At 74.6% G+C, this 26,361-nt stretch carries 24 protein-coding genes; 21 read left to right on the top strand and 3 right to left on the bottom strand.

Annotated elements, in window-relative coordinates; translation table 11 throughout:
• The first annotated feature begins 199 nt into the window (after nt 1-199).
• A complete protein-coding gene (locus B8281_RS15015) occupies nt 200-1,096 on the top strand; it encodes a tyrosine recombinase XerC (protein ID WP_085388801.1) in 897 nt (298 codons plus the stop codon).
• Between the two features lie 61 nt (nt 1,097-1,157).
• Here B8281_RS15015 and B8281_RS15010 read toward each other — a convergent pair whose 3' ends face one another.
• Entirely contained in the window at nt 1,158-1,847 is a 690-nt protein-coding gene (locus B8281_RS15010) for a murein hydrolase activator EnvC (RefSeq protein ID WP_232322584.1), read from the bottom strand.
• A gap of 431 nt (nt 1,848-2,278) precedes the next feature.
• Between B8281_RS15010 and rpsB the strand changes: the two genes are divergently transcribed.
• From rpsB to B8281_RS14950, 12 genes are all read left to right on the top strand, one after another.
• Nucleotides 2,279-3,262: a 30S ribosomal protein S2 gene (rpsB, locus tag B8281_RS15005; protein ID WP_034652460.1), complete on the top strand. Its 984-nt coding sequence runs from the start codon at nt 2,279-2,281 to the stop codon at nt 3,260-3,262.
• Nucleotides 3,263-3,395: 133 nt separating this feature from the next.
• Entirely contained in the window at nt 3,396-4,235 is an 840-nt protein-coding gene (gene tsf, locus B8281_RS15000; protein ID WP_034652463.1) for a translation elongation factor Ts, read from the top strand.
• 163 nt (nt 4,236-4,398) lie between these two features.
• The gene (gene pyrH / locus B8281_RS14995; RefSeq protein WP_031315725.1) at nt 4,399-5,154 is read left to right on the top strand and encodes a UMP kinase; all 756 of its coding nucleotides are present in this window, start codon (nt 4,399-4,401) and stop codon (nt 5,152-5,154) included.
• A 75-nt stretch (nt 5,155-5,229) separates the two neighbouring features.
• The gene (frr, locus tag B8281_RS14990; RefSeq protein ID WP_021482015.1) at nt 5,230-5,787 is read left to right on the top strand and encodes a ribosome recycling factor; all 558 of its coding nucleotides are present in this window, start codon (nt 5,230-5,232) and stop codon (nt 5,785-5,787) included.
• 32 nt (nt 5,788-5,819) lie between these two features.
• The gene (locus B8281_RS14985) at nt 5,820-6,677 is read left to right on the top strand and encodes a phosphatidate cytidylyltransferase (RefSeq protein ID WP_085388122.1); all 858 of its coding nucleotides are present in this window, start codon (nt 5,820-5,822) and stop codon (nt 6,675-6,677) included.
• Between the two features lie 113 nt (nt 6,678-6,790).
• Nucleotides 6,791-7,882, top strand: coding sequence for a 23S rRNA (adenine(2503)-C(2))-methyltransferase RlmN (rlmN, locus tag B8281_RS14980; protein ID WP_218004301.1), 1,092 nt, complete (start codon nt 6,791-6,793; stop codon nt 7,880-7,882).
• Complete coding sequence (locus B8281_RS14975; protein ID WP_021482018.1) at nt 7,879-8,430, top strand: DivIVA domain-containing protein; 552 nt, start codon at nt 7,879-7,881, stop codon at nt 8,428-8,430. Before rlmN ends, B8281_RS14975 begins: the two co-directional genes overlap by 4 nt.
• A gap of 14 nt (nt 8,431-8,444) precedes the next feature.
• Complete coding sequence (locus B8281_RS14970) at nt 8,445-9,212, top strand: bifunctional 2-polyprenyl-6-hydroxyphenol methylase/3-demethylubiquinol 3-O-methyltransferase UbiG (RefSeq protein WP_198163075.1); 768 nt, start codon at nt 8,445-8,447, stop codon at nt 9,210-9,212.
• Between the two features lie 58 nt (nt 9,213-9,270).
• Nucleotides 9,271-10,470: a 1-deoxy-D-xylulose-5-phosphate reductoisomerase gene (gene dxr, locus B8281_RS14965; protein ID WP_085388121.1), complete on the top strand. Its 1,200-nt coding sequence runs from the start codon at nt 9,271-9,273 to the stop codon at nt 10,468-10,470.
• A 58-nt stretch (nt 10,471-10,528) separates the two neighbouring features.
• A complete protein-coding gene (locus B8281_RS14960) occupies nt 10,529-11,839 on the top strand; it encodes an RIP metalloprotease (protein ID WP_085388120.1) in 1,311 nt (436 codons plus the stop codon).
• 165 nt (nt 11,840-12,004) lie between these two features.
• Nucleotides 12,005-13,144 (top strand): flavodoxin-dependent (E)-4-hydroxy-3-methylbut-2-enyl-diphosphate synthase, encoded by a 1,140-nt coding sequence (ispG, locus tag B8281_RS14955; RefSeq protein ID WP_021482273.1) that lies wholly within the window; start codon nt 12,005-12,007, stop codon nt 13,142-13,144.
• 7 nt (nt 13,145-13,151) lie between these two features.
• On the top strand, nt 13,152-14,117 hold the full coding sequence (locus B8281_RS14950; RefSeq protein WP_085388119.1) for a DUF4081 domain-containing GNAT family N-acetyltransferase: 966 nt from the start codon (nt 13,152-13,154) through the stop codon (nt 14,115-14,117).
• Nucleotides 14,118-14,156: 39 nt separating this feature from the next.
• On the opposite strand, the gene B8281_RS14945 is transcribed toward B8281_RS14950, so the two are convergent.
• The gene (locus tag B8281_RS14945; RefSeq protein WP_085388118.1) at nt 14,157-15,080 is read right to left on the bottom strand and encodes an Fpg/Nei family DNA glycosylase; all 924 of its coding nucleotides are present in this window, start codon (nt 15,078-15,080) and stop codon (nt 14,157-14,159) included.
• 33 nt (nt 15,081-15,113) lie between these two features.
• On the opposite strand from B8281_RS14945, the gene B8281_RS14940 reads away from it, so the two are divergent.
• Nucleotides 15,114-16,997 carry a proline--tRNA ligase gene (locus B8281_RS14940; RefSeq protein WP_051876593.1) on the top strand — a complete coding sequence of 628 codons (1,884 nt, stop codon included), beginning with the start codon at nt 15,114-15,116 and terminating at the stop codon, nt 16,995-16,997.
• 168 nt (nt 16,998-17,165) lie between these two features.
• Here B8281_RS14940 and B8281_RS14935 read toward each other — a convergent pair whose 3' ends face one another.
• Nucleotides 17,166-18,314, bottom strand: a complete 1,149-nt coding sequence (locus B8281_RS14935) for a DUF4439 domain-containing protein (protein WP_085388117.1) — start codon at nt 18,312-18,314, stop codon at nt 17,166-17,168.
• A gap of 147 nt (nt 18,315-18,461) precedes the next feature.
• Here B8281_RS14935 and rimP point away from each other — a divergent pair, with 147 nt between their 5' ends.
• The 7 genes from rimP (at nt 18,462) to B8281_RS14900 (ending at nt 26,361) form a co-directional block, all read left to right on the top strand.
• A complete protein-coding gene (rimP, locus tag B8281_RS14930; RefSeq protein ID WP_085388116.1) occupies nt 18,462-19,067 on the top strand; it encodes a ribosome maturation factor RimP in 606 nt (201 codons plus the stop codon).
• Nucleotides 19,068-19,069: 2 nt separating this feature from the next.
• On the top strand, nt 19,070-20,131 hold the full coding sequence (gene nusA / locus B8281_RS14925; protein WP_021482697.1) for a transcription termination factor NusA: 1,062 nt from the start codon (nt 19,070-19,072) through the stop codon (nt 20,129-20,131).
• 24 nt (nt 20,132-20,155) lie between these two features.
• Nucleotides 20,156-20,536, top strand: a complete 381-nt coding sequence (locus B8281_RS14920; protein WP_085388115.1) for a YlxR family protein — start codon at nt 20,156-20,158, stop codon at nt 20,534-20,536.
• Nucleotides 20,537-20,693: 157 nt separating this feature from the next.
• Nucleotides 20,694-23,552 carry a translation initiation factor IF-2 gene (gene infB, locus B8281_RS14915; protein ID WP_085388114.1) on the top strand — a complete coding sequence of 953 codons (2,859 nt, stop codon included), beginning with the start codon at nt 20,694-20,696 and terminating at the stop codon, nt 23,550-23,552.
• A 187-nt stretch (nt 23,553-23,739) separates the two neighbouring features.
• The gene (gene rbfA / locus B8281_RS14910) at nt 23,740-24,192 is read left to right on the top strand and encodes a 30S ribosome-binding factor RbfA (RefSeq protein ID WP_043659091.1); all 453 of its coding nucleotides are present in this window, start codon (nt 23,740-23,742) and stop codon (nt 24,190-24,192) included.
• A gap of 4 nt (nt 24,193-24,196) precedes the next feature.
• Nucleotides 24,197-25,177, top strand: coding sequence for a tRNA pseudouridine(55) synthase TruB (gene truB, locus B8281_RS14905; RefSeq protein ID WP_085388113.1), 981 nt, complete (start codon nt 24,197-24,199; stop codon nt 25,175-25,177).
• Between the two features lie 149 nt (nt 25,178-25,326).
• The gene (locus B8281_RS14900) at nt 25,327-26,361 is read left to right on the top strand and encodes a bifunctional riboflavin kinase/FAD synthetase (RefSeq protein ID WP_085388112.1); all 1,035 of its coding nucleotides are present in this window, start codon (nt 25,327-25,329) and stop codon (nt 26,359-26,361) included.

The raw sequence follows: 26,361 nt of genomic DNA, 5'->3' as shown, positions 1-26,361 counted from the left end.
AGCCGGCGTGAGCCATGAGTCATGGGACGTGCGAGGCGCGCTGAGCGTGCGTGGGCCCTGAGCGGCGAGCAGAGCGGAGCGCCTCCCCGAGCCAGGGCTCGTCGCGCGCGAGACTGGGGGCGTGACACGAGCAGACACCTCCGAGGAGCACCCCGCGGACGAGCGCGTCGCCGAACCCGCCGTCGCGCTGCCCGAGGCGATGCGTGCGGCGCTCGCGGACTTCGCGGTGCACCTCGAGGTGGCGCAGGGGACGTCGGCGCACACGGTCCGCGCCTACACCGGCGACGTCGAGTCGCTGCTGCGGCACGCCGTCCGCCACGGCGCGTCGGCCCCGCGCGACGTCGACCTCACCGCGCTGCGTGCGTGGCTCACGACGCAGTCGGAGCGCGGGCTGGCCCGGGCGACCCTCGCCCGACGCGGCGCGGCGGCGCGCGCGTTCTTCGACTGGGCGCGGCGCACGGGGCGCGTCGACTCCGACCCGGCGGCGCGGCTCGCGAGCCCGCGCGTGCCCCGCACCCTGCCGACCGTCCTCGCGGTCGACGCGGCGGCGCGCCTGCTCGACGACGCGCGCGAGGCCGCCGTCGAGGGTGAGCCGGCCCGGTTGCGCGAGTGGGCCGCCGTCGAGCTCCTCTACGGGGCAGGGATCCGAGTCGGCGAGCTCGCGGGGGTCGACGTCGACGACGTGGACCTCGCGCAGCGCGTGGTGCGCGTGCTCGGGAAGGGCGACAAGGAGCGCGTCGTGCCGTTCGGCGTGCCGGCGGCGCGGGCGGTGACCCGCTGGCTCGACGTGGGCCGGCCCGCCCTCGTCACCGCGCGCTCGGGCCCCGCGCTCCTGCTGGGCGACCGCGGGGGACGCTGGGGGCAGCGGCAGGTCCGCGAGGCGGTGCACCGCCTCGCCGCGGCGGCGGGCGTCGACGACGTCGCCCCTCACAACCTGCGGCACAGCGCCGCGACGCACCTCCTCGCCGGGGGCTCGGACCTGCGCAGCGTGCAGGAGATCCTCGGGCACTCCTCGCTCGCGACGACGCAGCGCTACACGCACGTGACCGCGGAGCGGCTGCGCACCTCGTTCGAGCAGGCGTTCCCGCGCGCCTGACGCTGGCCGTGGTCCGCCGTGGTCCGCCGTGGTCCGCCGTGACCCGCCGCGGCCCGCGCGGTCAGCCCTCCCCGAGGGGAAGCAGCACGATCGGCGGCCGGTCGCCGAGGAGAGCCAGCGGGTCGAGGTAGCGCTCGCCGCGTCGCACGCCCCAGTGCACGCACGTGGCGGCGCAGTGGCTTCCCGCGGCGCTCTCCGCGGCCTGCACCGTGCCGAGCACGGACCCGGACGTCACGCGCTCGCCGCGCCCGACCGACGCCGTCACGGGCTCGAGGGAGGTGCGCAGCCCGTCGTCGTGCAGGACGACGACCACGTCGCGCCCCGCGACGGGCCCGGTGAACGACACCACGCCGGGGGCGGGGGAGCGGACGGTCTCCGCAGGGGCGGCCGCGAGGTCGACGCCGCGGTGCCCCGGGAGCCAGTCGTGCTCGGGCGGGTCGAACGGCGCGAGCACGCCCAGGTCGGCGACGTCCCGGTCGAGCGGGGGAACCCACCCGCTCGATGCGGCTCCCTGCCCGGGCCCGGGAGCCGACGCCGCTCCTGCCACGGGTGCGGCGAGGACCACGAGCGCGCCGAGCACGAGGGCGGCGCCGCGGACCCGGGCACGACGCGTGGTCGTGCCGCCGGACGGCCCGACGGCCGGATGCTCGGGCAGGTGGTCGGTCGTGCGGCCGGACGGCCCGTCGGCGAGACGGACCGCACGGCGGGCGGGCGGGTGAGCGGACGGGAGACGAGCGCGGTCGAGGGTCACGGGGTCAGGGTGCCGGAGTCACGTCGACGGGCGCGGACGCGGCGGGCTCGGCTGTGGACGAGCGGCCCGCACGACGGCGCGCGACGGCGGCTGTGGTCGGCCCTGCCGTCGGGTAGACTTGCCGCTGCGACCGGCGCGTTCGCCGTGCCCGGCCCGAGGGACCACCTCGGCCGAGGACGGAGCCGGTCGACTTCGCGCGTCACGTCCTCGCCCTCGTCTCCCGGTCCGTCCGGGTCGGGGTGGGGCCGCGTCCGGCGTCGGTCCTGCTCGCACCGTCCACGGTGCGTCGCAGGCGTCGGCACGGGTGGCGCCAGGGGTGCGACCACCAGGGTCGTCACCGACAACCGCACCGCGGCCCGTCCCACGGGAGGGGCCGCCAGAAGCGTGCGCGCACCGGGTGGATCCCGGGCCGCACGGCGAAAGGACGTGTCATGGCCGTCGTGACCATGCGCCAGCTCCTCGAGAGCGGTGTCCACTTCGGGCACCAGACCCGCCGTTGGAACCCGAAGATGAAGCGCTTCATCTTCACCGAGCGCAACGGCATCTACATCGTCGACCTCCAGCAGTCGCTGTCGTACATCGACCGCGCGTACGAGTTCGTCAAGGAGACCGTCGCGCACGGCGGCTCCATCCTCTTCGTCGGCACCAAGAAGCAGGCCCAGGAGCCCGTGGCCGAGCAGGCCGCGCGCGTCGGGATGCCCTACGTGAACCACCGCTGGCTCGGCGGCATGCTCACCAACTTCACCACGGTGCACAAGCGTCTCCAGCGACTCAAGGAGCTCGAGGAGATCGACTTCGACGACGTCGCCGGCTCGGCGCTCACGAAGAAGGAGCTCCTCGTCCTGCGTCGCGAGAAGGACAAGCTCGCCCGCACGCTCGGCGGCATCCGCGACATGGCGAAGGTCCCCTCCGCCGTGTGGATCGTCGACACGAACAAGGAGCACCTCGCGGTCGACGAGGCGCGCAAGCTCCACATCCCGATCGTCGCGATCCTCGACACGAACTGCGACCCCGACGTCGTGGACTACAAGATCCCGGGCAACGACGACGCGATCCGCTCCGTGACGCTGCTCACGCGGGTCATCGCGGACGCCGTCGCCGAGGGTCTGCTCCAGCGTCACTCGGGCCGTTCGGGCGCCGAGGCCGAGGCGGGCGCCTCCGCCGAGCCGCTGGCCGAGTGGGAGCGCGAGCTCCTCGCCGGCGCCGAGCAGCAGCTCGAGGCGGACGAGAAGGCCGCCGAGGCGAACGTCGAGGCCGCCGCGGCCGAGGGCGTGGCCGAGGCTGCCGCCGAGGTCGCCGCCGAGGAGCCGGGTGACGCCACCGCCGAGGTCGTCGAGGAGGCCGCCGCCGAGGCTGCCGTCGTCGCGGACGCCGAGGCCGTGGTCGCCGACGCCGAGGCCGACGAGACCAAGTGACGTCCCGGGGTGCGCGACGGGCGACCGTCGCGCACCCCGTGCCGTACCACCGGCGTACCGGGCACCCACGCGGTGCCGCCAGCACGTCGCTTGTGACGAAGTACCCGTGACGAACCACGAGTGAGGAACCACCATGGCGAACTACACCGCCGCTGACATCAAGGCCCTGCGCGAGCGCACCGGCGCCGGCATGCTCGACGTCAAGAAGGCTCTCGACGAGGCGGGCGGCGACGCGGACAAGGCGCTCGAGATCATCCGTGTGAAGGGTCTGAAGGGCGTCGCCAAGCGCGAGGGCCGCTCGACCTCCGAGGGCCTCGTCGCCGTCGACATCCGCGACACCGAGGGTGGCCAGGTCGCGACGCTCATCGAGCTCAACTCCGAGACGGACTTCGTCGCGAAGAACGACACGTTCATCTCCCTCGCGGACCGCGTGCTCAAGGCCGCGGCCGAGGCCGGCGCGCGCGACGCGGACGCGGCGCTCGCCGCGGACGCGGACGGCGAGACCGTCCAGCAGGTCATCGACAACCAGGCCGCGACGCTCGGCGAGAAGATCGTCCTGCGCCGCGTGACCCGCGTCGCGGGCGAGCGCGTCACCGCGTACCTGCACCGCACCGCGCGCGACCTGCCGCCGTCGATCGGCGTCGTCGTCGCCACGGACGCCGCGGGCGAGGCCGTCGCGAAGGACGTCGCGCAGCACGTCGCCGCGATGTCCCCGACGTACCTCTCGCGCGACGAGGTCCCGGCCGAGACGGTCGAGAACGAGCGCCGCATCGCCGAGGAGACCTCGCGCAACGAGGGCAAGCCCGAGGCCGCGCTGCCGAAGATCGTCGAGGGTCGCCTCAACGGCTTCTTCAAGGACGTCGTCCTCGTCGACCAGCCGCTCGCGAAGGACCCGAAGAAGACGGTCGGCCAGGTCGTCTCCGAGGCCGGCGGCACCATCACGGAGTTCGTGCGCTACCGCGTCGGCGCCTGACGCCCCCGTCGGCCCGGCCCCGTCGTCTCGTGGACGGCGGGTCCGGGCCGACCGCGCACCCGGGCCCGGCCCGGGCGCGCGACGACCGCCGACGTGCCGCACCATCAGGTGGACGACGGCGGAGCAGGACCACCCCGCCCCACCGGGCCAGGACGAAGGACAGGTGTCGACAGTGACGGCAGGCGAGCAGACCGAGCCCCGGACGGGGACCGAGCACCGGCGGGTGCTCCTCAAGCTGTCGGGCGAGACGTTCGGCGGCGGGCAGATCGGCCTCGCGCCCGACGTCGTCCAGCGCGTCGCCCAGGAGATCGCGGCCGCGGTCGAGCAGGGCGTCCAGGTCGCCATCGTGGTCGGTGGCGGCAACTTCTTCCGCGGGGCGGAGCTCTCCCAGCGCGGGCTCGACCGCGCGCGTGCCGACTACATGGGCATGCTGGGCACGGTCATGAACTGCCTCGCGCTCCAGGACTTCCTCGAGCAGGCGGGGGTGAAGACGCGCGTGCAGACCGCCATCGCGATGGGCCAGGTCGCCGAGCCGTACATCCCGCTGCGCGCGATCCGGCACCTCGAGAAGGGCCGCGTCGTCATCTTCGGCGCCGGCGCCGGGATGCCGTACTTCTCGACCGACACGGTCTCCGTGCAGCGCGCCCTCGAGACGCATTGCCAGGAGGTCCTCATGGGCAAGAACGGCGTGGACGGCGTCTACACGGCGGACCCGCGCACGGACCCCTCGGCCACCAAGCTCGACCACCTGACGTACACCGACGCGCTCGTCAACGACCTCGGGGTCATGGACGCGACGGCGCTGAGCCTGTGCCGGGACAACGACGTGCGCATGCGGGTGTTCGGCATGAGCGAGCCGGGGAACGTCACGCGCGCCCTGGTCGGCGAGAATATTGGCACACTGGTCACGACCGACTGACACCGGTGCGACCAGGCCGGTGACCCCGGCCACGACCGCACGGACCGACCCACGACGAACGACGAAGGAGCACTGGTGATCGACGAGACCCTCCTCGAGGCCGAGGAGAAGATGGACAAGGCCGTCGAGGTGGCCAAGGAGGACTTCGCCGCGATCCGCACGGGCCGTGCGAACGCCGCGATGTTCAACAAGATCACGGTCGACTACTACGGCGCCCCGACCCCGCTGCAGCAGCTCGCGTCGTTCACGGTGACCGAGGCGCGCACGATCCTCGTCTCGCCGTTCGACAAGAGCTCGATGACCGCGGTCGAGAAGGCGCTGCGCGACTCCGACCTCGGGGTGAACCCCTCGAACGACGGCAACGTCGTCCGGGTCGTGCTGCCCGCCCTCACGGAGGAGCGCCGTCGTGACTTCGTGAAGCTCGCGAAGTCGAAGGCGGAGGACTCGCGCGTCGCGATCCGCAACGTCCGCCGTCGGGCGAAGGAGGAGCTGGACCGCATCGCGCGCGACGGCGAGGCGGGCGAGGACGAGGTCGCGCGCGCCGAGAAGGAGCTCGAGGTCCTCACGAAGGCGCACGTCGACCAGGTCGACGCGCTGCTCGCGGGCAAGGAGAGCGAGCTGCTCGAGGTCTGAGCACCTCGTCCGGCGAGCTCCTCCACGCACCGATGACCGACACCTCCTCGACGTCCGCAGGCGAAGGCACGACCACGGCGCGCGCACCCAAGGCGGGCCGCAACCTCCCCGTGGCGATCGCGGTGGGCCTCGGCCTGCTCGCGCTCGTCGCGGTCAGCCTCGCCTTCCGGCCCGAGCTCTTCGTGCTGCTCGCGACCGTTGCGGTGGGCGCGGCCCTGTGGGAGCTCGCCCAGGCGTTCCGGCGCCGCGACCTGCACCTCCCGCTGCTCCCGCTCCTCGTGGGCACGGTCGGCATCCTCGTCTCCTCGTACTACTCGGGGCCCGAGGCGCTGCTGGTCTCCTTCATGCTCACCGTGGCGGGGGCGGTGGTCTGGCGCGTGATCGACGGGTCGGGCACGGCCGCCGTGCGCGACGCCGCCGCAGCGACCTTCGCGGCGGCGTACCTGCCGTTCATGGCGGGCTTCGTCATGCTCATGCTCGCCGCACCGGACGGGCGCGTGCGGGTCCTGCTCTTCATCCTGCTGGCGGTGGCGAACGACGTCGGCGGGTACGTCGCGGGCGTCCTGTTCGGACGGCACCCGCTCGCCCCGTCCGTCAGCCCCAAGAAGTCGTGGGAGGGGCTCGCCGGGTCGTTCGTGCTGGCGACCGCCGTCGGGGTCGTCGGCGCGGTGGTGGGGCTCGGCGCGAGCCCGCTGCTCGGCGTCGCGCTGGGCGTCCTGGCGCCGCTCACGGCGACGATCGGCGACCTCGCCGAGTCCATGATCAAGCGGGACCTAGAATTGAAGGACATGGGGTCGCTCCTGCCCGGCCACGGAGGCATCCTCGACCGGCTCGACTCCATGCTCCTCACCGCCCCGTTCGTGTACGTGCTGCTCGCCCTGGCCGCCTGACGGCCCGGCTCACGGCGCGGCGCACCCGTCCGCACCGCCCCCCACGCTTGGACCTCCTCATGACCGTCCGTTCCGTCCGCCCGTCCGCGGAGTCGAAGCCGCTGCCGCTCGTCATGTCGGCCCCGCGCCGCGGCAAGCCGCCGCGCCACTTCGCCGACCTCGCGCCCGAGGAGGTGCGGGACGTCGTCGTCGAGCTCGGCGAGAAGCCGTTCCGCGCCAAGCAGCTCGCGACGCACTACTACGCGCACCTCACGCGCGACCCCGAGGCGATGACGGACCTGCCGAAGGCGACCCGGGACGTGCTCGCCGAGGCGCTCTTCCCGCCGCTGCTCACGGCGGCGCGGCGCATGGAGGCCGACGGCGGCACGACCGTGAAGACGCTGTGGCACCTCTTCGACGGCGCGAAGGTCGAGTCGGTCCTCATGCGCTACCCGCAGCGCTCGACCCTGTGCGTGTCGAGCCAGGCGGGCTGCGGCATGGCGTGCCCGTTCTGCGCGACGGGGCAGCTCGGCCTGACGCGCAACCTCTCGGTCGCGGAGATCGTCGAGCAGGTGCGCTCCGCGGCCCGGTCGCTCGCGGACGGCGAGATCCCGGGCGGCCCGGCGCGCCTCAACAACCTCGTGTTCATGGGCATGGGCGAGCCGCTCGCGAACTACAAGGCCGTCATGGGCACGGTGCGCCGTCTGGTCGCCCCCGCGCCCGACGGGCTCGGGATGTCCGCCCGCAACATCACGGTGTCGACGGTCGGGCTCGTGCCCGCGATGCGCAAGCTCGCCGACGAGGGGATCCCGGTGACCCTCGCGCTGTCGCTGCACGCCCCGGACGACGACCTGCGCAGCGAGCTCGTGCCGATCAACACCCGGTGGAGCGTCGACGAGACGCTCGACGCGGCCCGGCACTACTTCGAGGTCACGGGCCGCCGCGTGAGCATCGAGTACGCGCTCATCAAGGACATGAACGACCACGCGTGGCGTGCCGATCTCCTGGGCGAGAAGCTCAACGCGCGCGGCCGCGGCTGGGTCCACGTCAACCCGATCCCGCTCAACCCGACGCCCGGATCGATCTGGACGGCCAGCGACCCTGCCGTCGAGGCGGAGTTCGTGGCACGATTGCGCGGTCACGGGATCCCGACGACGATCCGTGACACCCGCGGCAGCGACATCGACGGCGCCTGCGGGCAGCTCGCTGCAGAGGAGGACGAGTGAGTTCGCTGTTCACCACGGTGTCGAAGACCCGGAACGGGTACGACCCCGAGGAGGTCGACGACTTCTTCGAGCACGCTCGTGACGTCTACGAGGGCCGGGTGTCGGAGCGGCTCACGAGCACCGAGATCCAGGCGTCGGTCTTCGACCTGGTCCGTGGCGGCTACGACACGCACGAGGTCGACGCCGCCCTCGACCGGCTCGAGGGCGCGTTCATCGCGCGCCAGCGGGCCGAGTACGTCGCGGCGCACGGGCAGCAGGCGTGGATGAACGCGCTCGCCGAGCGCGCGCGGACGCTCTACGGGCGCCTCGGTCGCCCCGACGGCGAGAAGTTCGCGCTCGCGGAGCGCGGCAAGCCGGCCTACGACATCGACGACGTCGACGACCTGTGCGACCGGCTCGTCGCCTACTTCGACCGCCAGGTCCCGATCACGGCGGCCGAGATCCGGTCCGCGACGTTCGGCCGGGCGCGCGGGCGCGACGGCTACGCGGAGGGTCCGGTCGACGCGTTCTTCGCGCGCGCCATCGAGGTGCTGCTCGGCGTCGAGTGACGACGCCCCACCGCGTGAGCCTCGATCCCCGGGCGACGTCGATCCGTCCGCTGCGCCGCGCGGTCGCGTCGCTCGCGGCGTTCAACGCCCGCCACCCCTGGAACCACAACGAGCACTTCCACGGCTGGGTCGTGCGGCGCGTGCCGCACGACGCCCGCGTCGTGCTGGACGTCGGCTGCGGCGCCGGCGTGCTCCTGGGCCGGCTGCGGGCCCGGGTCGCCGAGGTGCACGGGATCGACGCCGACGCGGGCATGGTCGCCCAGGCCCGGGCACGGCACGCTGCGGACCCCGCCGTGACGGTGTGCCGGCTCCGGTTCGACGACGTCCGCTCGCCCGACGACGTCCGCTCGCCCGACGACGTCCGCTCGCCGGGCGGGACGCCCGGGCCGGGGGCCGGTTCCCTGTGGCACCGCGGGTACGACGCGGTGACGATGGTCGCGGTGCTGCACCACCTCGAGCTCGACGAGGCGCTCCGGCACGCGCGGGGCCTCCTCGCACCGGGCGGCCGTCTGCTGGTCGTGGGGCTCGCCCGGGTCGCCACGCCCCGGGACCTCGCCGTCGACGTCGCGTCCGCGCTGCTCAACCCGCTCGTGGGCCTCGTGAAGCACCCCCGCCGCGCCCGGCCCGAGGACTCTGGCCCCGACGCCCCGGGCATGCCCGTCCGGGACCCGCGGCACACCGTGGACGAGGTCGCCCGCGCGGCCCGGGCGCTGCTGCCGGGAGCGCGCGTGCGCCGTCGGCTGTTCTTCCGGTACACGCTCGAGTGGACGGCACCGCGCTGACCGGACGACGACCCGGTGCGGTGCCACGCACCGCCCGCGGCCTGGAAGGATGGGAACCATGCCCGACGGACCTGCACCCACCCCGCGCACCGTGACGATCCTCGGCTCGACCGGGTCGATCGGCACGCAGGCGATCGACGTCGTCCGGTCCCACCCCGACCGGTTCCGGGTCGAGGCGCTCTCGGCGGGCGGGGGTGACGTGGACCTGCTGGCGCGCCAGGCCGCCGACCTGGGCGTGCGCGCGGTCGGCGTGGCGGACGCGACCCGTGCGGCGGCCCTGGCCGAGGCGCTGTCGGCGGCCTGCGCCGGTCGCGAGGAGGTCCCCGAGGTGCTCGCCGGACCCGATGCCGCGGCCGAGCTCGCGGCGCGGGGGAGCGACGCCGTCCTCAACGGGGTCACGGGGTCGGTGGGCCTCGGCCCGACGCTCGCCGCGCTGCGCGCCGGGTCGACGCTCGCCCTCGCGAACAAGGAGTCGCTCGTCGCCGGGGGAGCGCTCGTCCGCGCGGCCCAGCAGCGCCCGGACCAGATCGTCCCGGTGGACTCCGAGCACTCGGCCATCGCCCAGTGCCTGCGGTCGGGGACGCGACCGGAGGTGCGCCGGCTGATCCTCACCGCCTCGGGCGGCCCGTTCCGCGGCTGGGAGGCCGACGCGGTCAAGGCCGCGACCGTCGACCAGGCGCTCGCGCACCCCACCTGGGCCATGGGTCCGGTCGTCACCGTGAACTCCGCGAGCCTCATGAACAAGGGCCTCGAGCTCATCGAGGCGCACCTGCTCTTCGACGTCCCGGCCGACGACATCACGGTCGTCGTGCACCCGCAGTCCGTCGTGCACTCCATGGTCGAGTTCGTCGACGGCTCGACGATCGCGCAGGCGTCGCCGCCGGACATGCGCCTGCCCATCGCGCTCGGGCTGTCGTGGCCCGACCGGCTCGACCCCGTGACGCCGCCGTGCGACTGGTCCGCCGCGACGTCGTGGACGTTCGAGCCGCTCGACGACGCGGCGTTCCCCGCGGTGAACCTCGCGCGTGCGGCCGTGGCGGCGAGCGCCACGCACCCGGCGGTGTACAACGCGGCGAACGAGGAGGCCGTCGCGGCGTTCCTCAGCGGACGCGCAGGTTTCGGTGACATCGTGGCGACGGTCGAGCGCGTGCTCGCGGCGCACGACGGAACCCCCGCGGACGCGCTGACGTTGGAGCACGTGGCGGAGGCGGAGACCTGGGCGCGCGCGCGAGCCCACGAGCTGCTGGACCGCCGGTGACGAGCAACCGTCGGGGCGGGACGACCGCCCTGGACGTCGAGAGGGAGTAGAGGGAACGATGGCCACGCTGATCGGCATCCTGGTGATCGTGGTCGGGATCGTCGTCTCGATCGCGCTGCACGAGGTCGGGCACATGGTGCCCGCGAAGAAGTTCGGCGTCCGCGTGAGCCAGTACATGGTCGGCTTCGGCCCGACCCTGTGGTCGCGCACGAAAGGCGAGACCGAGTACGGCCTCAAGGCGATCCCGCTCGGCGGCTACGTGCGCCTCGTGGGCATGTACCCGCCCGCACCCGCGGGCGCCCGCCCCCGCGGCAGCGGGTTCTTCGCCCAGGTCGTGGCCGACGCGCGGGACGCCAGCACGGAGGAGATCCGGCCGGGCGAGGAGCACCGCGCGTTCTACAACCTCTCCGCGCCCAAGAAGGTCGTCGTCATGCTCGGCGGCCCCTTCATGAACCTCCTCATCGCGTTCGTCCTCATGGCGATCGTGTGCGTCGGCATCGGCCTGCCCGCGGTCACCACCACGGTCGGCTCGGTGAACGCGTGCGTCCCGTCCGCCGTGACGGACGAGGAGCAGGAGTGCGCCTCCGACGCCGACCCCTCGCCGGCCGCCGCCGCGGGGCTCCGGCCGGGCGACACGATCGTGGCGTTCGACGGCGAGGACGTCACCTCGTGGGACCAGCTCTCCGGCATGATCCGCGGCGCCGCCGGCCAGGCCACGCCGGTCGTCGTCGAGCGCGACGGCGAGCAGGTCGACCTCACCATCACGCCGGTCGAGGTCGAGCGCCAGGTCGTGGCCGAGGACGGGACGCCCGTCGTCGACGACGACGGCGAGCCCGTCACGAAGCCCGCCGGGTTCGTCGGGTTCGCGCCGACCGTCGAGCGCACGCCCGCCGGGATCGGCGTGGCCGCGGAGGCGACGTGGCAGCAGGTGAGCGGCACGGCGGGCATCATCGTCACCCTGCCGGTCAAGGTCTACGAGGCCGCCCAGGCCGCGTTCACCGACGCGCCCCGCGGGCAGGACTCCGTGATGAGCGTCGTCGGGGTCGGCCGGGTCGCGGTGGACGTCGCGGGCGCGGAGAGCCCGGTGCTCGACCGCGTGGTGACCATGCTCCTGCTGCTCGCCGCGCTGAACGTCGCGCTGTTCGTCTTCAACCTCATCCCGCTCCTGCCGCTCGACGGCGGGCACGTGGTCAACGCGCTCTACGAGGGAGCCAAGCGCACCGTCGCGCGCGTCCGCGGTCGCCCGCGCCCGGGACCGGCCGACCTGGCGCGCATGATGCCGGTCGCGTACGTGATGTTCGTGGTCCTCGTCGGCGTCGGCGTCCTGCTGATCCTCGCCGACATCATCGACCCCGTCCGCCTCACGTAGCCCGGCGCGTCGCCCGAGGCCTCTGCTCCACCGGGAGGCGTGCGTGGAGGTGCCGCGAAGATGTGCGGGACCGCGCGGAAAGGTGACGTCCCGGACACCCGGCGGTGCCCCGTTCGACGCTCGCCGGGGGATACTAGGGGCGTGAGCGTACCCATCAGTCTCGGAATGCCTGCCGCGCCGCCGCCGGTCCTCGCGCCGCGCCGCAAGAGCCGCAAGATCAAGGTCGGCAAGGTGGACGTCGGCGGCGACGCGCCGATCAGCGTCCAGTCCATGACGACGACGCCGACGACGGACATCAACGCCACCCTCCAGCAGATCGCGGAGCTCACGGCGTCGGGCTGCGACATCGTGCGCGTCGCGGTGCCGAGCGCGGACGACGCGCTCGCGCTGCCGGCGATCGCGAAGAAGTCGCAGATCCCGGTGATCGCGGACATCCACTTCCAGCCCAAGTACGTGTTCGCCGCGATCGACGCGGGGTGCGCCGCGGTGCGCGTGAACCCGGGCAACATCCGCAAGTTCGACGACCAGGTCAAGGAGATCGCGAAGGCGGCGTCCGACGCGGGCGTGTCCCTGCGCATCGGCGTGAACGCCGGCTCCCTCGACCCCCGCCTGCTCGCGAAGTACGGCAAGGCGACGCCCGAGGCGCTGGTCGAGTCGGCCGTGTGGGAGGCGTCGCTGTTCGAGGAGCACGGCTTTCACGACTTCAAGATCTCCGTGAAGCACAACGACCCGGTCGTCATGGTGCGCGCGTACGAGCTGCTCGCCGAGGCGGGCGACTGGCCGCTGCACCTCGGCGTGACCGAGGCCGGCCCCGCGTTCCAGGGCACGATCAAGTCGGCGACCGCGTTCGGCGCGCTGCTGAGCAAGGGCATCGGCGACACGATCCGCGTCTCGCTGTCCGCGCCCCCGGTCGAGGAGGTCAAGGTCGGCAACCAGATCCTCCAGGCGCTCAACCTGCGCCCCCGCAAGCTCGAGATCGTCTCCTGCCCGTCGTGCGGCCGCGCCCAGGTGGACGTGTACACGCTCGCGGAGAAGGTCACGGCCGGGCTCGAGGGCATGGAGGTGCCCCTGCGCGTCGCCGTCATGGGCTGCGTCGTCAACGGCCCGGGCGAGGCGCGCGAGGCGGACCTCGGCGTCGCGTCGGGCAACGGCAAGGGGCAGATCTTCGTCAAGGGCGAGGTCGTCAAGACGGTCCCCGAGTCGCTCATCGTCGAGACCCTCATCGAGGAGGCGCTGCGCATCGCGGAGACCATGACGCCGGAGAACGACGCGCAGGCCGGCCCGCCGGTCGTCACGGTCGGCTGACGCCCTCGTGAGCCGCTGGCGCCCGTCCGTCCCGGCACTGCGGCCACGGGCGCGCGCCGGGTCGGGCGACGACGCGGCCGAGCGGGCCCGCGTGCTCTCCGACGCGGACGTCCCCGAGGCGCTCGCGGTGTGCGCGGGCGACCCGGTCGCGTCGACGCTCGCGGCGGCGCGGCTCGCCGTCGCGCAGCACGCCGGCCTGCACGCCGCGGGCGGCCAGGCGTGGGGCTTCCCCGCCGTCGGTCCGCTCGAGGCGGTGTGCTGGGCCGGGGCGAACCTCGTGCCGGTCGTCCCGGCGTCGCTCGACCCCGACCGCGCCCGCACGGCGGTCGCCGCGTTCGCCGCGCTCGCGCGGCACGCGGGGCGGCGGTCGTCGTCGGTCGTGGGCGAGCGCGACGCCGTCCTGGCGCTGTGGGACCTGCTCGCCCCGCACTGGCCGGCGCCGCGCGAGATCCGGGCGAACCAGCCGTCGCTCGCGATCGACCGCGACCCGGACGTCGAGCCCGACCCGCACGTGCGCCGCTCCGTCCCGGCGGAGGTCCCCGTGGTGCTGCCCGCGTGCGTGCGCATGTTCACCGAGGAGGTCGGCTACTCGCCGGTCGAGGGCGGGGGCCGCGCGTACGAGGAGCGCGTCCGCTCGCTCGTGCTCGCGGGCCGGTCCTTCGTCCGCATGGCCGCGGAGCCCGGCCGCTCGCCGCACGTGGTCTTCAAGGCGGAGCTCGGCGCGGTGACGCCGCGCGTCGCGCAGGTGCAGGGCGTGTGGGTCGACCCGCGGTACCGCGGGCAGGGGATCGCCGCTCCGGGGATGGCCGCCGTCGTGCGTCTCGCGCGCGAGCCCGGGCCCGCGGACGCGGCGCGCGGTGCGGCGCCTCCCGTGGTCTCGCTGTACGTCAACGACTACAACGCGGCCGCGCTCGCGACGTACCGCCGGGTCGGGTTCGAGCAGGTCGGGACCTACGCGACCGTGCTGTTCTGACAGCGCCGCCCCGCAGGGCGCGCCCCGCCCGGCGGGTCCTCACTTGAGCAGGCGCGACATCCGCCGGTCGGCGAGGACCTGGCCCCCGGTCTGGCACGTCGGGCAGTACTGGAGGCTGCGGTCGGCGAAGCTGACCTCGCGCACGGTGTCGCCGCACACGGGACAGGGCAGACCCGTGCGCCCGTGCACGCGCATCCCCGCGCGCTTCGCGTCCTTGAGCTCGGCGGCCGGCTTGCCCGACGCCGCCGCCACGGCCTCGGCGAGCACCTCGCCCACGGCGGCGTGCACGCGCGCGACCTCGTCGGGCGTGAACGAGCGCGTGAGCTTGAACGGGCTCGTGCGCGCCGCGTGCAGGATGTCGTCGGAGTAGGCGTTCCCGATCCCGGCGATCGACGACTGGTCGCGCAGCAGCCCCTTCACCTGCTGGTTGCGCGCCGCCATGAGCGCCCCGAGCGCCTCGGGCGTGAAGGCCGGGTCGAGCGGCTCCACGCCCAGCGTCTCGATCGCCCGGACCTCCTCCGGGTGCCGCACGACGTGCACCGCGAGCCGCTTGCGCGTCCCGGCCTCCGTGAGGTCGAACCCGGAGCCGTCGTCGAACCGCACGCGCAGCGCGAGCACCGCGGCCTTCCCGCCACCGCTGCCGCCGAGGCGCGGGCGGACGGGCGTCGTCGGCGCCTTCTCGGACCAGCGCAGCCACCCGCCCCGGGCGAGGTGGAACACGAGGTGGACCTCGGCGTCGGGCCCGGGCGCACCGGTCCCGTCGCCGGTCTCGGCGAGCACGAGGTCGAGCCACTTGCCGTGCCGTCGGGCGCCCGTGACGACCCGTCCCACCAGGGCCGAGACGGGCGGGTCGAACGTCTTGAGCGCGGCGATCTGCGCGACGTCCGCGGCCACGACGGTGCGACCGGTCGCGCGGTCGTCGAGGAACCGGGCGAGGGCCTCGACCTCGGGCAGCTCGGGCATGGGGACATCCTCCCCGCCGGTAGGGTGGGGCGCATGTCTTCCGTCACGTCCGGCGCGCCCGCCGCGGCCTCCACCCGCGTCCGGGGCGCCGACCTCCTGCGCCTGTCCACCCTGTTCGTCCGGACGCTGCGCGAGGACCCGGCCGACGCCGAGGTCGCGAGCCACCGGCTCCTCGTGCGGGCGGGCTACATCCGTCGCGCCGCCCCCGGCATCTACACCTGGCTCCCGCTCGGCCTGCGCGTGCTGCGCAAGGTCGAGGACGTGGTCCGCGAGGAGATGGCGGCCGCGGGCGCGCAGGAGGTGCACTTCCCGGCGCTGCTGCCCAAGGAGCCGTACGAGGCGACGGGCCGCTGGACGGAGTACGGGCCGAACATCTTCCGTCTCAAGGACCGCAAGGACGGGGACTACCTCCTCGCGCCCACCCACGAGGAGATGTTCACGCTCCTCGTCAAGGACCTGTACTCGTCGTACAAGGACCTGCCGCTGACGATCTACCAGATCCAGACGAAGTACCGCGACGAGGCGCGTCCGCGCGCGGGCCTCATCCGCGGGCGCGAGTTCGTCATGAAAGACGCGTACTCGTTCGACACGACGGACGAGGGCCTCGAGCGCTCGTACGAGGCGCAGCGCGCGGCCTACCGGCGCATCTTCGACCGGCTCGGGCTCGAGTACGTCATCGTCGCCGCCACGTCCGGCGCCATGGGCGGGTCGCGCTCCGAGGAGTTCCTCACCCCGACGGCGATCGGCGAGGACACGTTCGTGCGCTCGCCCGGGGGCTACGCCGCGAACGTCGAGGCTGTCGTCACGCCGGTGCCCGAGGCGGTCGACTACGCCGACGCCCCGGCCGCGCACGTCGAGGACACGCCCGACACCCCCACCATCGCCTCGCTGGTCGAGCTCGCGAACGCGCGCTACCCCCGCGAGGACCGCGCGTGGACGGCGGCCGACACGCTGAAGAACGTCGTGCTCGCCCTGACGCACCCGGACGGCCGCCGCGAGGTCGTCGTCGTCGGGCTGCCGGGCGACCGCGAGGTCGACCTCAAGCGCGTGGGCGCGGCGTTCGAGCCCGCCGAGGTCGAGCCGGCCACGGACGCCGACTTCGCCGCCCACCCCGAGCTCGTCAAGGGCTACATCGGCCCGCAGGTGCTCGGCCCGAACGCGCGCCGCGAGGCACCCGCGGACGGCGACGCGTCCGACGCGTCGGCGGGGGAGACCCCCGAGCGGCACTCGGTGCGCTACTTGCTCGACCCGCGCGTCGTCGCCGGCACGCGCTGGATCACCGGCGCGAACGCGCCCGGCCGCCACGTGTTCGACCTCGTCGCCGAGCGCGACTTCGCCGCCGACGGCACGGTCGAGGCCGCGGAGGTGCGCGCGGGCGACCTCGCGCCCGACGGCTCGGGCCCGCTCGAGCTCGCGCGCGGCATCGAGATCGGCCACATCTTCGCGCTCGGCCGCAAGTACGCCCAGGCCCTCGGCCTCACGGTGCTCGACGAGAACGGCAAGCAGGTCGTCGTGACGATGGGCTCCTACGGGATCGGCGTCACGCGCGTCCTCGCGGCGCTCGCGGAGGCGAACCACGACGACGCCGGGCTCGCGTGGCCCGCGCACGTCGCGCCCGCGCAGGTGCACGTCGTCGCCACGGGCAAGGACGCGAGCGTGTTCGAGGAGGCCGAGCGCCTCGCGACCGAGCTCGCCGGCCGGGGCGTCGAGGTGATCTACGACGACCGGCCCAAGGTCTCGCCCGGCGTGAAGTTCAAGGACGCCGAGCTCCTCGGCGTGCCGCTCCTGCTCGTCGTGGGCCGCGGCCTGGCCGACGGCGTCGTCGAGGTCCGCCCGCGCGCGGGCGAGGCGGCGCAGGTCGCCGTCGAGGACGCCGTCGAGCACGTCGCGGGCCGGGTCGCCGAGCTCCTCGGCTGACCGTCCGCGCAGCCTCGGGGCGCCCCGGTCCGGACCTCCGGGCCGGGGCGCTCTGCTGCGCTCACGGCCGTGCGGTGTGGCGCTCCGGTGCGCGCTGCGCGGGGTCGTCGGTGCACCAGGGCGCCCGCGGGAGCCGGCGTCGCGCCCGTGCGTGCGAGCCGGGCGCGCTCAGCCTGCCGTCTGCTCCGGCAGGCCCGGGAACGCGACGGGCGCCTCGCCCCACGCGACGGCGCTCGCCCACGCGTCCGCGAGGAGCGCGACGGCCTCGGTCCGGGACGTCGGGGCCGCCGCGGCGACGAGGCTCGCGTACGTCTGCGCGAGCCCCGACTCGACCTGGCGCGCGAGCGCGGCCGTGTCCGTGCCGTCGGGCAGCGCGTAGGCGACGCGACGCGGGTCCTGCGGCGTCCCGTCGGTGCCCGCGGCGAGGGCCCAGCCTTGCGCGCGGGCGCGGTGCTGTGCGGCGCGCGCGACCGCGGCGGTGCGCACGTCGCCCTCCGACTGCGCGGCGCGCACCTCGTAGCCGTACCCGGCCGCGTCCTCCGCCTCGACGAGCGTCGCGAGGTCCGCGGCGCCGACCCCGCCGGGCGCCTCGTCGACGGGCGGCGGATCGGCGAGGCCTGCCGCGGCCGTCGAGCCCGTGGCCGCGGCGAGCCGCTGAGCCGAGACGTGCTCCGAGGCGGCGACCGACGCGAGGAGCCGCGCGAGCCGGGCGTCCGGCGAGGCGTCGGCCGCCGCGCCCGTGCGCCCGGCCGCGCCCACGAGCGCGGTGACGACGTCGTCCGTCGTCGCGGTGCCGGGGGCGGGCGTGCCCGCCGCGTCGGTGCTCGCCTCCGTGCTCGTCCCCGTGGTCCCGGGGTCCGACGTCGTCCCGTCCGTGCCGGGGGCGGCGGTGCCGGTCCCGGGGGCGTCGGTCCCCGCGGTGCCGGTCCCGGCGTCGTCCGCGACGTCGCCCTCGGGCTCCGTGGGGTCCTCGAGGCCCGAGTCGTAGACCCCGCCGAGCGCGTCGACGTGCTGCTCGGCGAACGCGGCGGCCTCGCCGAGCACCGCGAGCGCGGCCGGGTCGGTCACGCGCGGCGTGACGTCCGCCACCAGCGCGGCGACCGCGAGCGCGTCGTCGACGGCCCCGGAGCGGAGCACCTCGACCGTGTCGGGGGAGGGCTCCGTGGGCGGCGGCGTGTCCAGCCGGACGCCGCACCCGGCCGCCAGGACGCCCGTCGCGAGCACCGTGACGACCGCGAGCAGACGGCCGGCACGGGCCGCGGGACGGGTCCGCCGGGCTCGGGGGGCGGCGTCGGCCGCGGTCGCGTGGGGAGTCATCGGGGGCGATGATGTCACGTCCGGGGCCCGCGAGTCGTTAGGCTGGTCCCCGTTCCGACGTCCCGTGAGCGGGGGTCGGGGCACCCGAGACAACAACACACCGGTCGTCTGGCGTACCCGGCGTGGGACACGGACAGGAGCTGAGTCATGGCAGGGCAGGCGGGCGGTCAGTCCGGCAGAGGGTCCGGAGGCGACGCGGCGGCGCACGCGCTCCGGGAGAGCGTCCGCGAGGCGGTCGAGCCCGCGGTCCGCGACGCCGGGCTCCACCTCGAGGACGTCACGGTGTCGCGCGCGGGTGCCCGTTCGGTGGTGCGCGTCGTGCTGGACCTCCCCGACGACGTCGAGGGCAGCCTCGACCTGGACGCGGTGGCCGAGGCCACGCGCCCGATCTCCGCGGCGCTGGACACGGTGGACCCGCTCCACGGCGCGTACACGCTCGAGGTCTCCACGCCGGGCACGGACCGTCCGCTCACCGAGCCGCGCCACTTCCGGCGCGCCCGCGGCCGTCTCGTGCGGCTCGTCCTGACCGACGGCGGCACGCTCGAGGGCCGGCTGCGCTCCGGTTCCGAGGTCGAGACCGGGCTGGTCCTCGACGTCCCCGGCGCGCGCGGCGCGGTGACCGAGCGCGTGGTGCCGCTCGCCGACGTCGTGCGCGGCGAGGTGCAGGTCGAGCTCAAGCGCGCCCTCGAGGCGGACCTGCCCGAGCTCGACGGCTCCGCCGACGAGACGACCGACCACGACGAGGAGGCCTGACGATGGACGTGGACATGAGCGCGCTGCGCCTGCTGGAGCGCGAGCGGGACATCAGCCTCGACGTGCTCGTCGCGGCGATCGAGCAGGCCCTGCTCTCGGCGTACCACCGCACCCCCGACGCGTACACCCGTGCGCGCGTCGAGCTCGACCGCAAGACGGGCCACGTGACGGTGTGGGCGCGCGAGGAGCTGCCGGCTCCCGAGACCGACGACGAGGACGCCCCGCGCGGCCCCGTCGAGTACGGTCCCGAGTTCGACCACACGCCCGCCGACTTCGGGCGCATCGCGACCTCGACCGCACGCCAGGTCATCGTCCAGCGCCTGCGCGACGCGGAGGACGACCAGATCCTCGGCACGTTCCGCGGGAAGGAGGGCGAGGTCCTCGCGGGCGTCATCCAGCAGGGCCGCGACCCGCGCGTCGTGCTCGTGGACGTGGGCGGCACGGAGGCCGTGCTCCCGCCGCACGAGCAGGTCCCCACGGAGGAGTACGTGCACGGCGAGCGCCTGCGCGCCTACGTGCTCGAGGTCGCCCGGGGAATGAAGGGCGCGCAGATCACGTTGAGCCGCACGCACCCGAACCTCGTCCGCAAGCTCTTCGAGCTCGAGGTCCCCGAGGTCGCCGACGGCTCGGTGGAGATCACCGCCATCGCGCGCGAGGCGGGGCACCGCACCAAGGTCGCCGTCCGCTCGCGCGTCCCGGGGCTCGGAGCCAAGGGCGCGTGCATCGGGCCCATGGGCTCGCGCGTGCGCGCGGTCATGGCGGAGCTCCACGGCGAGAAGATCGACATCGTCGACCACAGCGACGACCCGGCCCAGTTCGTGGCCAACGCGCTGTCCCCGGCGCGTGTGTCGTCGGTCACGGTGGTCGACGAGGTGGCGCGCGCCGCGCGCGTCGTCGTCCCGGACTTCCAGCTCTCCCTCGCGATCGGCAAGGAGGGGCAGAACGCCCGCCTGGCCGCGAAGCTCACGGGGTGGCGCATCGACATCCGCTCGGACGAGGGCGGCGCCCCGGCCGAGGGGTCGGACGGTGCCGCTCCCGCAGGTCCTCGCGCTGCCGACCGGTAGCCGCGGAGCGTGGGACGGTCACGGATGACGGACCGGCGCGGTAGACTGTCATCGACCGGGCCGCGAGCCCGCACCTCGACCATGCCCCCGGACTCCACGACCCTTCCCGTTCCGACGGGATCGGGTCCGGTCCGCACGTGCGTCGGGTGCAGGCAGCGCGACCTGCGGTCAGCTCTTCTCCGTCTGGTCCTCGACCGGTCCGGCGCGGGCACCGACGAGCCACGGCTCGTGGTGGACGCCGGGCGGTCGCTGCCGGGTCGCGGTGCGTGGCTCCACGCGTCGACCCGGTGCCTCGAGACGGCGGAACGCCGGCGGGCCGTCCCGCGGGCCCTGCGTGTCGCCGGGCCCCTCGACCTCGCCGCGGTCCGCGCCGTGATCGAGGCCCGTCCGGGAGAGCACCTCTGAGCCATGCGTCACGGCCCCGTCCGTACGGGGCCGCCAGCACGACACGTCGACAAGGAAGCGGGTTAGAAGCCGATGGGCACCCGATGAGTACCCAGCGATGAGCACCCAGCACTAACGACGGTCCTCCCTGTCCGGGGCGGGCCGAGACAGGAGAGTTGTGGCAAAGGTCCGCGTCTACGAGCTCGCGAAGGAGCTCGGGGTGGAAAGCAAGACCATCATGACCAAGCTGACGGAGCTCGGTGAGTTCGTCCGCTCGGCATCCTCGACCATCGAGCCACCGGTGGTCCGCAAGCTGCGCGACGCCTTCCCCGCCGGGGGTGGCGGCGCGAGCAAGCCCGCGGCACCCGCCGCGCGTCCGGCCGCGCCGAAGCCGGCCCCGAAGCCGGAGGTCAAGGCCGAGCCGGCCGCGCCGGCTCCGCAGGCCCCGCAGGCCGCGGCCCCCGCCGAGCCGGCCGCGCCGGCCCCGAAGGCTCCGGCACCCGCCGCGCCCGCGGCGCCGGCCCCGAAGGCTCCGGCACCTCAGGCTCCCGCGGCGCAGCGTCCGACGCCCGCGCCCGCGCAGAAGCCCACCGCCTCGCCCAAGCCGGGCGGCGGCACGAACGCGCCCGCCCCGCGCCCCGGTGGCTCGGGCGGACGTCCCGGCGCACCGCGTCCGGGGAACAACCCGTTCGCGACCAGCCAGGGCATGCCCCGGCAGGGTGGCCCGCGTCCGGGCGCCCCGCGCCCGGGCAACAACCCGTTCGCCCCGAGCCAGGGCATGCCCCGGCCCGGGTCGCGCCCCGAGCGCACCGAGGGTGCGGCGGCGGCATCCGGCGAGCGCTCGGGCGGTCCTCGCCCGGGCGGCCCGCGTCCGGCGCCGCGTCCCGGCGGCCCGCGCCCCAACCCGGGCATGATGCCCGGCCGCACCTCGATCGGCCGTCCCGGTGAGCGTCCTGCTCCCGGTGGTCGTCCCGGTGGCGGTGGCGGCGGTCGTGGCGGCGGCTTCGGCGGTCGTCCCGGTGGTGGCGGCGCTCCCGGCGGTGGCGGCGGCTTCGCCGGCCGTCCCGGTGGCGGTGGCCGCGGTGGCGCCGGTCGTGGCTCGACGCAGGGCGCCTTCGGGCGCGCCGGCGGTCGTCCGGTCCGTGGGCGGAAGTCGAAGCGCGCGAAGCGCCAGGAGTTCGAGCAGATGCAGGCGCCGTCGCTCGGCGGCGTGCAGGTTCCCCGCGGGAACGGCTCGACCGTCGTGCGGCTGCGTCACGGCTCGTCGCTCAACGACTTCGCCGACAAGATCGACGCGAACCCCGCGAGCCTCGTGACCGTGCTGTTCCACCTCGGTGAGATGGCCACGGCGACGCAGTCGCTCGACGAGGACACGTTCGGTGCCCTCGCGTCCGAGCTCGGCTACGTCATCGAGATGGTCTCGGCCGAGGAGGAGGACCGCGAGCTGCTCGGGTCGTTCGACATCGACCTGGACGCGGAGCTCGAGGCCGAGGGCGACGACGAGCTCGCCGCCCGCCCGCCGGTCGTCACCGTCATGGGTCACGTCGACCACGGAAAGACCAAGCTCCTCGACGCCATCCGCCAGACGGACGTCGTCGCGGGCGAGGCCGGCGGCATCACCCAGCACATCGGTGCGTACCAGGTGCGCCACGAGCACGAGGGCGTCGACCGCGCCATCACCTTCATCGACACCCCGGGTCACGAGGCGTTCACCGCCATGCGTGCCCGTGGTGCCCAGGTGACGGACATCGCGATCCTCGTCGTGGCCGCGGACGACGGCGTGATGCCGCAGACCATCGAGGCGCTCAACCACGCCCAGGCGGCGAACGTGCCGATCGTGGTCGCGGTGAACAAGGTGGACAAGGAGTCGGCGAACCCGGCCAAGATCCGCCAGCAGCTCACCGAGTACAACCTGGTGGCCGAGGAGTACGGCGGCGACACGATGTTCGTCGACGTGTCCGCGAAGCAGAACATGGGCATCGACGACCTCCTCGAGGCCGTCCTGCTCACGGCCGACGCCTCGCTCGACCTGCGTGCGAACCCCGACAAGGACGCGCGCGGCGTCGCCATCGAGGCGAACCTGGACAAGGGCCGCGGCGCCGTCGCGACCGTCCTCGTCCAGTCCGGCACGCTGCACGTCGGTGACGCGATCGTCGCCGGCACGGCCCACGGCCGTGTCCGGGCGATGTTCGACGAGCACGGCAACGCCGTGACCGAGGCGGGCCCCGCCCGTCCGGTCCTCGTGCTGGGTCTCGCGTCCGTGCCGAGCGCGGGCGACACGTTCCTCGTGGCGCCCGACGAGCGCACGGCCCGCCAGATCGCCGAGAAGCGCGAGGCTGCCGAGCGCGCCGCCCTCCTGGCCAAGCGCCGCAAGCGCATCAGCCTCGAGGACTTCACGCAGGCTCTCCAGCAGGGCAAGGTCGAGACCCTCAACCTCGTCCTCAAGGGCGACGTGTCCGGTGCCGTCGAGGCCCTCGAGGACGCGCTGCTCAAGATCGACGTGGGCGACGAGGTCGAGCTGCGCGTCATCCACCGCGGTGTCGGTGCGATCACGCAGAACGACGTCAACCTCGCGACGGTCGACAACGCGATCATCATCGGCTTCAACGTGAAGTACGGCGAGCGCGTCGAGGACCTGGCCGAGCGCGAGGGCGTCGACGTCCGCTTCTACTCGATCATCTACCAGGCGATCGAGGACGTGGAGGCCGCGCTCAAGGGCATGCTCAAGCCGGAGTACGAGGAGGCCCAGCTGGGCACGGCGGAGATCCGCGAGATCTTCCGCTCCTCCAAGTTCGGCAACATCGCCGGCTCGATCGTCCGGTCGGGCGAGATCCGCCGCAACGCCAAGGCGCGCGTCCTGCGCGACGGCAAGGTCGTGGGGGACAACCTCACGGTCGAGTCGCTCAAGCGGTTCAAGGACGACGCCACCGAGGTCCGCGAGGGCTTCGAGTGCGGTATCGGTCTGGGCTCGTTCAACGACCTCCAGGTCGGCGACACCATCGAGACGTTCGAGATGCGCGAGAAGCCGCGCTCCTGACGCTCGTCACGCCCGGGGGCGGTCACGGTCATCGTGGCCGCCCCCGGGCGTTCGTCACCCCGCGGTCGTCATCACCCGCAGTCGTCAGTCAGCACCCCACCGCGGTCACCCACCCGGCCGGTGGGCGCCGTTCGACGTACGGTCGTCGGGACCGTCGCCGGAAGGCTCGGCACGAAAGGAAGAAGACATGGTCGACCACCCCCGGGCGAGGAAGCTCGCCGACCGCATCAAGGAGATCGTCGCGCAGATGCTCGACACGCGGATCAAGGACCCGCGCCTCGGGTTCGTCACGGTCACGGACGTCCGTGTCACCGGTGACCTGCAGAACGCCTCGGTGTTCTACACCGTCTACGGGACGGACGAGGAGCGGGCCGGGACGGCCGCCGCGCTGGAGAGCGCGAAGGGCCTCATCCGGTCGGAGGTCGGCAAGCAGACCGGCATCCGCCTCACTCCGGCGATCGAGTTCCACCTCGACGCGGTGCCCGAGACGGCGGCGCACCTCGACGCCGCGCTCGTGGAGGCCCGCCGGCGCGACGCCGAGCTCGCCGCCCTGCGCGAGGGCAAGCCGTTCGCCGGGGACGCCGACCCGTACCGCACGTCGGAGGACGCGGACGCCGTCGCCGACGACGACCGGGCCTGACCGCGTGGGCGCACGCCCGTCCGCGACCGACCGTCGGGAGCGACGCCCCGTCGCTCCCGACGGTCTCGTCGTCGTCGACAAGCCCGCCGGCTGGACGAGCCACGACGTCGTCGGCCGTGGCCGACGCCTCGCCGGCACGCGCAAGGTCGGCCACGCGGGCACGCTCGACCCCATGGCCACGGGCGTGCTCGTGCTCGGCGTCGGGCGCGCGACGAAGCTGCTGACGTACGTCGTCGGCGCCGACAAGGACTACGACGCGACGATCCGCCTCGGTGCGGCGACCACGACCGACGACGCGGAGGGCGAGGTGCTCTCGCGGGCGGACGCGTCCGCCGTCGTGCGGGCCGACCTCGAGGCGGGGATCGCCGGCCTCACCGGCGAGATCCTCCAGGTGCCGAGCACGGTGAGCGCGATCAAGGTCGACGGGCAGCGCGCGTACGCGCGGGCCCGCGCGGGCGAGGAGGTCGCGCTGGCGGCGCGGCCCGTCGTCGTCTCGCGCTTCGACGTGCTCGCGGTGCGGCCCGTGGCGCCGGGGGAGCAGGGCGTCCCCGACGACGCGCCGCCCGCGCTCGACGTCGACGTCACCGTGACCGTGTCGTCGGGGACGTACGTGCGCGCGCTCGCGCGCGACCTCGGGTCGGCGCTCGGCGTCGGCGGCCACCTCACGGCGCTGCGGCGCACGCGGGTGGGCGGGTACGGGCTCGACGTCGCCTCGACGCTCGAGGAGCTCGAGGCCCAGGCGGACCGCGACGGCGTGCTCGCGACCCTGCCGCTCGCGCAGGCGGCCCGTGCGACGTTCCCCGTGCGCGAGCTGACCCCGGAGCAGGCGACCGCGCTGTCGTACGGGCAGTGGGTCGACGCGACCGGGACGCCCGGCACGACGGCGGCGATGTCCCCGACGGGCGAGCTCGTGGCGCTCGTGGAGGACACCCGCCGCGGCGGCAAGGACCTCGCCCGGCCGGTCCTCGTGCTCGCTCCCGCCTGACGCGTCCGGTTCGGCGTCGTGCCCGGGGCGTGGCAGTCTTGTCCAGCGCGGTCCCGGTGCCTCCCCGTCCGGTCCGCCGCCCCCCGTCGGCACGGGCGGCCGCCCCGGGCGGCACCCGCGGCCTTCCTGCTCACCTGAGGAGTTCTCGCGTGCACCTGTGGACGGACCTGAGCCAGGTTCCCCCGGGTTTCGGCCCGTCGGTCGTGACGATCGGCAACTTCGACGGCGTCCACCGCGGGCACGCCCAGGTGCTCGGGCGCATCGTCGACCTGGCGCGCGAGCGCGACGCGCGCGCCGTGGCCGTGACGTTCCACCCGCACCCGTCGGCCGTGCACCGCCCCCAGAGCGCGCCCGAGCTCATCACGGGCATCGCGGACCGGGTCGAGCTGCTCGCCGCGACGGGCCTGGACGCGGTCCTGCTCGTGGAGTACACGCTCGAGTTCGCGCGGCAGACGCCGGAGGAGTTCGTGCGCACCTACCTCGTCGACGGCCTGCACGCGGGCGCGGTCGTCGTCGGGCACGACGTCCGCTTCGGCCGCGACAACGCAGGCACCATGGAGACGATGGTCGCGCTCGGCGCGCGGTACGGCTTCGACGTGGTGGCGATCGACGACGTCGGCCAGCACCAGGGCGTGCCGGTCACCGACGAGGAGACGCCGGGCGACTCGCAGGTGCGCTGGTCCTCGACGGGCGTGCGCGCGCTGCTCGCGGCGGGCGACGTGCGCGAGGCGGCCCGCATCCTCGGCCGGTCCCACCGCGTGCGCGGCACCGTCGTGCACGGCGACGCGCGGGGGCGTGAGCTCGGCTTCCCGACGGCCAACCTCGGCTCGATCAGCGGCATGGTCCCGGCCGACGGCGTCTACGCGGGCTGGCTCGAGCGACCGCAGCTCGCGGGCGCCGATCCCCGCCACGCGGACGTGCGCCTGCCGGCGGCGATCTCGATCGGCACCAACCCGACGTTCGACGGCGTCGAGCGCCGGGTCGAGGCGTACGTCCTGGACCGCGCGGACCTCGACCTGTACGACGAGGACGTGGTCCTCGAGCTCGTCGAGCGGCTGCGCCCGACGCTGCGCTTCGACGGCATCGAGCCGCTCGTGGCGCAGATGCACGACGACGTCGCGCGCGCCCGGGAGATCCTCGCCGCCCCGGGCGGGGAGCCGGCCGCGACGACGCCGGGCGCCTGA

This window comes from Cellulosimicrobium sp. TH-20, assembly GCF_002105775.1.
GTDB classification, from domain to species: domain Bacteria; phylum Actinomycetota; class Actinomycetes; order Actinomycetales; family Cellulomonadaceae; genus Cellulosimicrobium; species Cellulosimicrobium funkei.
This window is presented reverse-complemented; position numbering and strand designations above follow the sequence as displayed.